We start from the raw sequence: 6,000 nt of genomic DNA on the forward strand, positions 1-6,000 counted from the left end.
AATTTTTGGCGCTTGCTGCTTAGCGCGGAGCATTATCGTATAGCCGCTCAACGGGCAAGTGATGCCGGTCTTCGATGGCTGACCCATCTGGGGAGATTTGAGCGGCTTCGCGCGTCCTGCGCATGCCTGTAAGAGCCTGACTCGAAACTCGACGCACGACGTGGAGCTGCCATGCGGCGAAGCATGAGGCGGATCGAGGCGATGAAGATCCATGCCTCGGCGCTGGCGATGGTCGCCTCGAAGTCTTTGGCGAGCCGGCGACAACGTCCCAGCCAGGCGAAAGTTCGCTCGAGGACCATCGTCGTGGCAGCACCTCAAAGCCCTTGGCCGCGTCGGAGCGCTTGATGATTTCGATGGTCCATGTGCCGAGATTGGCCAGTGCCTGCGACAGTTTTTCTCCGGCATAGCCGCCGTCGGCGAACAGATGCCGCAACCAGGGAGAAAGCCGTCGAATGGAGGCGATGACGCCGACTGCCTTCCTGGATGTCGGCCGTGTGCACCGTCAGCCCGACCAAGTGTCCCTCGGTGGCAGTAATGATATGGCGCTTGCGGCCTTTGACCTTCTTGCCGACGTCGTTACCGCGCAAACCGGCAACGTCCGTAGTCTTTGCCGATTGGCTGTCGATGACACCGGCGCTCGGGCTCGCCTCGCGACCAAGCGCCAGGCGTGCCGCAGCCACCAAGTGGAAGTTGATGGTCTTCCACAGCCCGTTGTCCCGCCAGGCATAGAAATAGCGTTGAACCGTCGAGACCGGCGGGAACCGATCCGGCAATGCCCGCCATTGGCAGCCGGTCCAGGCGATGTAGAGGAGCACGTCCACGACCGCCCGAAGTTCTGTCGTCCGCGGTCGTCCCGTTGTCTTCGTTCCCGGCAGGAACGGCTCGAGCAACGCCCATTCCCTGTCCGTCAACGCGTTTGCATCTCGCTGCCCCGCGCGGCAATATCGCCGGCGGGTGGTCTCCGTCCAACCCATGTCGTTATCCCGTTCAAGTCTAGACAACTCAAGCGAATCACAACGGACGGGGCCACTCAACCGCTTCCACCCCCAAAACCGAGTTTCGGGTCAGGCTCTAAGGGCAAACACCATGCCATTGTGGGTGGTGGTTTGCGTGGCGAGACACGCCTGGTAAGGACCCTCGTGGTTCCGGTACGGCCCCTGAATATCGTGGTCGCAATTGGGGTGGTAATGGTTTGGCGGGATTTGCTGACGCGAGAAAACGGTGTCGCTGCCGCCGCCGCAAACCTTCCTCGATGAAATCGCCGCCACTGCAGCCCTTTTCGCCTGCTTCACACCAATTGCAGGCGTAGGTTTCAGGATTCACGCCGTTTTTGCCGGTGGCGCAATACGGCGTCGGAAAATTACCCACATTGAACTGACCTTGAACATCGGCAAAGGCGATGCAGGCCTTCTTCCCTGTCTTGAACCAGCAACTGATCGCGTGCAGTCATCCGGATAAGCCGCCCCGCCGGAGGCCAAGCTGACTTGGTGACACACGAACGCATTATTGTCTTCCGGTCTGGCGGCAACAGTATCAGCAGGACGGCAAAGCTGACCGGCTGCAGCGAAGCGCAGGTGAAGCGCTGGGCTCGACATCAGAAGGAAAGCGGGAAGCAGGAAATGTTGTCGCAAAAGTTGAGTTCTGCGAGGTGCAAAAGTCAGTTGCAAATCGTCGCGACAGAGGCTCGGCAGCTCCCCGAAGTAGCCATTTCAGATTGCTTGCAGGTGCGGATAAAGTCCTTTATGCATCGGGACATGATCAAGTCCGCGCTCATCGCTGCAATCTATTATGCGACGCTTCCATAAGGAGCGGCGCGTTTCGATCATGCCTTGAAACAAGCCGCCGTCAGGCGGCTTTGTTCATGAGAGGACCCCCTGGCGGCAATACCAGGAGGATTCCCTATGGCACTTCCCGATTTATCAACCGGTCATTCCGAACCATGTTCGGCCGCTTTGAAGACGCTCATTGAGCGCGGCTATGTAAATCAAGGGACCGACCTGCCGGGTGTCGATGCCGCCTTTGAAGCAGGCATCGTACCCGCTTACGCTGGTTTCGATGCGACGGCTGACAGTCTTCATGTCGGCCATCTTCTTCTGATCATGGCGCTTCGTCATCTTCAGCAGACTGGCCATAAACCCATCGTTCTCATTGGGGGTGGGACCACCCGCATCGGCGATCCCAGCTTCCGTTCGGACGCGCGGCCGATGCTGACGGACGAGCGGATCGCCGCCAACATTGAAGGGATCAGAAAGGTCTTTGGCCGTCTCCTTGTCTTCGGAGACGGCCCGACGGATGCCGTGATGGTGAACAATGCCGACTGGCTGGACAGCATTCGTTGGATCGACATGCTGAGAGACGTCGGCAGGCATTTCTCCGTCAATCGGATGCTCTCTTTCGACAGTGTGAAGTCACGGCTGGAAAAGCAGGAGAATCTGAGCTTCTTAGAATTCAACTACATGATCCTCCAAGCGTTCGACTTCCTTGAGCTAACCCGCCGGACCGGTTGCCGTTTGCAGATGGGTGGAGCCGACCAGTGGGGGAACATCATCAATGGCATCGACTTGATACGGCGGACGGATGGAAAGGAAGTCTTCGGAGTGACTACGCCGCTTCTGAAGACTCCTTCAGGTGTCAAGATGGGTAAGACGGCTGCCGGAGCTGTGTGGCTCAACGAAGATCGCCTTTCGCCATACGATTACTGGCAATTCTGGCGTAACACGGAAGACGCTGATGTCGTTCGGTTTCTGAAGCTTTTCACCGATCTGCCGATGAACGAGATCGAGCGATTTGGACAGGCTGAAGGAACCGAGCTAAACGCCGTCAAAGAACGTCTCGCCAACGAAGCTACGGCCCTGGCACATGGAACTAACGCCGCCAAACAGGCGGAGGCCACGGCTAGCCAAGCATTTGGGCAGGGCGAAGCCGCAGAGGGGCTACCGACGCTTCATCTAAATGACGCCGAGGGGTTGGCCGGAGTAGCCCTTGTGGATTTGCTGGTACGCGCCGGATTGACCTCCTCCAAAGGGGAAGCGCGAAGGGCGATCTCGGGACGAGGTGTGCGGATCAACGGCAACGTTGTCGAGGTTGATACAATGATATCTTCCCAAGACCTCCCGATCCGGCTTTCGCTCGGCCGGAAGCGCCACACTGTTGTAAAGTAGGGTTTCAGCAAATGCTGTCGCAGAAATTCTGCCCGCTTAGCGGATATTGCAGACATTCGCGTCGAGTTCCCTGAGGAATGTCGAGAGACACTCCTCAGGGGGTAGTTAAGGCCGCCAAGTTTTCTGGGTTAGCAGGCGCGCCACTGTGGCAGCTTGGCTTGTATGGCGAGGCCATGGTTGAGTGAGGCGAACCAAATCCAGCCCCGCGGTCGATCCCGAAGCTTCCCACAATGGCGAAGAGAACATCTTCACTGGTTCCTTTTCAGCACAAGACCTTCCGTTCGCTATGGTCGGCTACGGCCTTCGCGTTCCTCTTCAACGTCCTTTGCTACTTCGCTCTGATCGCTGCGCTGTTGCGATGGAAAGCCGAACGGGCACGACAAGCGCTGCCGCGGGAGGCTTTCGGCAGTGCGATGGCGGCGGGCTTCCGTTACGTGCTCTTGTCGCCGAACCTTCTCAAGGTGATGTGCCGGAGCTTTTCGGCCTCACCGCCGTTGTCATTTTGGCTCTCCTGCCGTTGGTCGCTCGCGAACAGATCAAAGGGACCGCAGTCACCTACGGCGTGATGCTCGGCTTCTTCGGCCTGGGAGCGATTTGCGGCGCGCTCCTCATCGGGCGGGTCCGAGAAGTTCTCTCCAACGAATGGGTCATTCGCGGTGCGTTCTTTGTATTGGCGATCAGCTGCTTCTTTCGGGCATGGAGCGAGCACGTTGGGCTGAGCTGTCTCAACCTCATACCAGCCGGTGCGGCCTGGATTCAATCATTCTCGCTGTTTAACGTCACAGTGCAGCTTTCGGCGCCGCGGTGGGTGGTTGGACGCGCCCTCTCTCTATCAGACGGCCACATACGGCGGCATGGCGGCGGGAAGCTGGCTTTGGGGCGAACTGGCGGATGTCCAAGGTGTTTCGGGAGCCTTGCTCGTCCGCCAGCTGGTTCTTGTCATTGGGGGACTGATGGGCATCCTTCTGCGTCAGCCGGATTTTGAAACGCTCAATCTGGATCCGACCAACAAGTTCAGCGAACCGACGCTGCAACTTGACCTGCGGCCACGAAGCGGTCCGATCATGGTGATGGTCGACTATCGTGTCGATCAGAGAGATCCAGACTCGCCCACAATAATTATCTGAATTTCAGCAGTAATTTTTGATCGCCCATTCGTGCTGTGTACCAGCCCTGTGTCTTGCGCAAGTGGTCACGAACGGCTGTCGGAGCCTCGAAGACGCCCTAAAAACACATGCTGCGATTTTTGAACACGCTTGACGTGTTAGATTAATTCATCCACAATGCGTGTATTGCACACGCGAGGTGAGTTATGAACATGAAAGAGCTTAGGGTTCGACTGGGCATGACTCAAAAAGATTTGGCAGAGCAGATGGCAACGACGCAACAGACTGTGGCCCGTTGGGAAACAGGCAAAACGCAGTTGAACGTCGAGCAGATCAAGGACCTTTGTCTCACGTTGAAATGCACGGTCGAGGAGCTGCTGGGCTGGAAGATTGATGTCGAGGAGTGGCGCACGAGCCCGTTTGCAATTGCCGATGCCGAAACGCGATACGGCACGCTCAGAATCAAGACGACTGTTGGCAGCCGCCAATATCCTATCGATGAAAAGGCGCGTGAATCGATTTTACGTCAGTTGAAGGAACTTCATAATCTGCGTAGAAATAACACAAGCAGGCCATGGCTGTATTGTTGGAGCCTTGACAACAAAATACTCTTGATAAATCCGCAATATGTCCGCACCATTGAGCTTATCGGTGACGATGTAGAGGAGATGCCAGAGTATTATCATCCAGAAATCTATCGGGCTTTGGATGACTGGGATAAGGGTGAGGTTTCAGGAAAGCTGAAGAAAGAATGCGATGCCATCATCGCAGAGATAGGTGATCAGGAAGCCGTGCGCATGGCCTCCTATGTTCGCGTCACATATGACGACGGAGAAGATGAGTGGAACTTCTTGGATGAAGAAACCGCTACGACTTTCTTCGGATTGGAAGCTGCGACCTTTGACGTTCCCCAGTGTAGTTTCGCCGAAGTGGAGGAAGAAGGTTACTACCGAGCGCGATATGCCAACCTTGATCACGTCGCGGTGATGGAGGTTCCAAGCGACCGTTATCACAGATTGACCGCGCCCGAGGAAGCTTAGAACCATCCACGAAGGGCGCATGTTACATCTCGACCTTGCGTGGTGCGTTTTCAGTACGAGATGACGTTAAGCGTAGGTAGTGGCAGGTAAGAGTGCTCGACCAGAAGCTCAACTGCCTCCTCAATATCGCTGCCGATGTGCCGCAGGACACGTCCACGGGAGCGTGGATAGGCGTGAAGTTCCTGCACTCCACGGTCCGCTCTCCCATCGCCGGTGTGTGCCCGACGCCATCTTGTGGACGAGCTTGGCCGCCTGCACCCGGTTGTATTCCGGCTTGCGGTCCGCCTGGGCGGTCCGCCGCGATGGCTATCTCCATGTCAATCGGCGCCGAACTTTGACGGCCCGCTGCTTTTGATGAATTTGGCGAGGTCCCGCGCATAATCACTCTTGGTCTTCTCCTTGAGGCCCTGTGTCGCGAACTTGTGGTCCAGCAGGGCAACAGGTCCAAGTCCCCTTCCGCCTGTGGCGCTGGCTTGCCCTCACCGCCCTCGGCTTCCCAATTGGGGACCGCTTCTGCGCGCTGCACCGTGGCGATTGTCCGCCCAAGACGCATCACAAGATCGAACGCCAAACCGTGCGCGTGCACGACGATTTGCCGCTCAGGCCTCTGTCGATGCCGGCTCAATACTCCCCAGAAGTGCCGTTTGAATCTTCCCCAGTTTAGCGCTGTCGCCGGTCTTCCGGAGCGCGCTC

The 6,000-nt window shown here is 57.2% G+C and carries 4 protein-coding genes and 2 pseudogenes; 5 read left to right on the plus strand and 1 reads right to left on the minus strand.

Annotation, left to right across the window (positions count from 1 at the left end; translation table 11 throughout):
* Positions 1–47: 47 nt before the first annotated feature.
* Positions 48–974: pseudogene (locus NKH67_RS31880) on the minus strand (IS5 family transposase).
* 247 nt (positions 975–1,221) lie between these two features.
* Here NKH67_RS31880 and NKH67_RS31885 point away from each other — a divergent pair.
* The 5 genes and pseudogenes from NKH67_RS31885 (at position 1,222) to NKH67_RS31905 (ending at position 5,307) form a co-directional block, all read left to right on the plus strand.
* Positions 1,222–1,458, plus strand: a complete 237-nt coding sequence (locus NKH67_RS31885; RefSeq protein ID WP_352691541.1) for a hypothetical protein — start codon at positions 1,222–1,224, stop codon at positions 1,456–1,458.
* Between the two features lie 26 nt (positions 1,459–1,484).
* Positions 1,485–1,805 carry a hypothetical protein gene (locus NKH67_RS31890; RefSeq protein WP_353032723.1) on the plus strand — a complete coding sequence of 107 codons (321 nt, stop codon included), beginning with the start codon at positions 1,485–1,487 and terminating at the stop codon, positions 1,803–1,805.
* Positions 1,806–1,901: 96 nt separating this feature from the next.
* On the plus strand, positions 1,902–3,161 hold the full coding sequence (tyrS, locus tag NKH67_RS31895) for a tyrosine--tRNA ligase (protein WP_353032725.1): 1,260 nt from the start codon (positions 1,902–1,904) through the stop codon (positions 3,159–3,161).
* Positions 3,162–3,451: 290 nt separating this feature from the next.
* Positions 3,452–4,261, plus strand: a pseudogene (locus NKH67_RS31900) (MFS transporter); the annotation flags it as partial.
* A 212-nt stretch (positions 4,262–4,473) separates the two neighbouring features.
* Positions 4,474–5,307, plus strand: a complete 834-nt coding sequence (locus tag NKH67_RS31905) for a helix-turn-helix transcriptional regulator (protein WP_353032727.1) — start codon at positions 4,474–4,476, stop codon at positions 5,305–5,307.
* Positions 5,308–6,000 lie beyond the last annotated feature (693 nt).

It is taken from the genome of Mesorhizobium sp. M0968 (assembly GCF_040319065.1).
Lineage (GTDB): Bacteria > Pseudomonadota > Alphaproteobacteria > Rhizobiales > Rhizobiaceae > Mesorhizobium.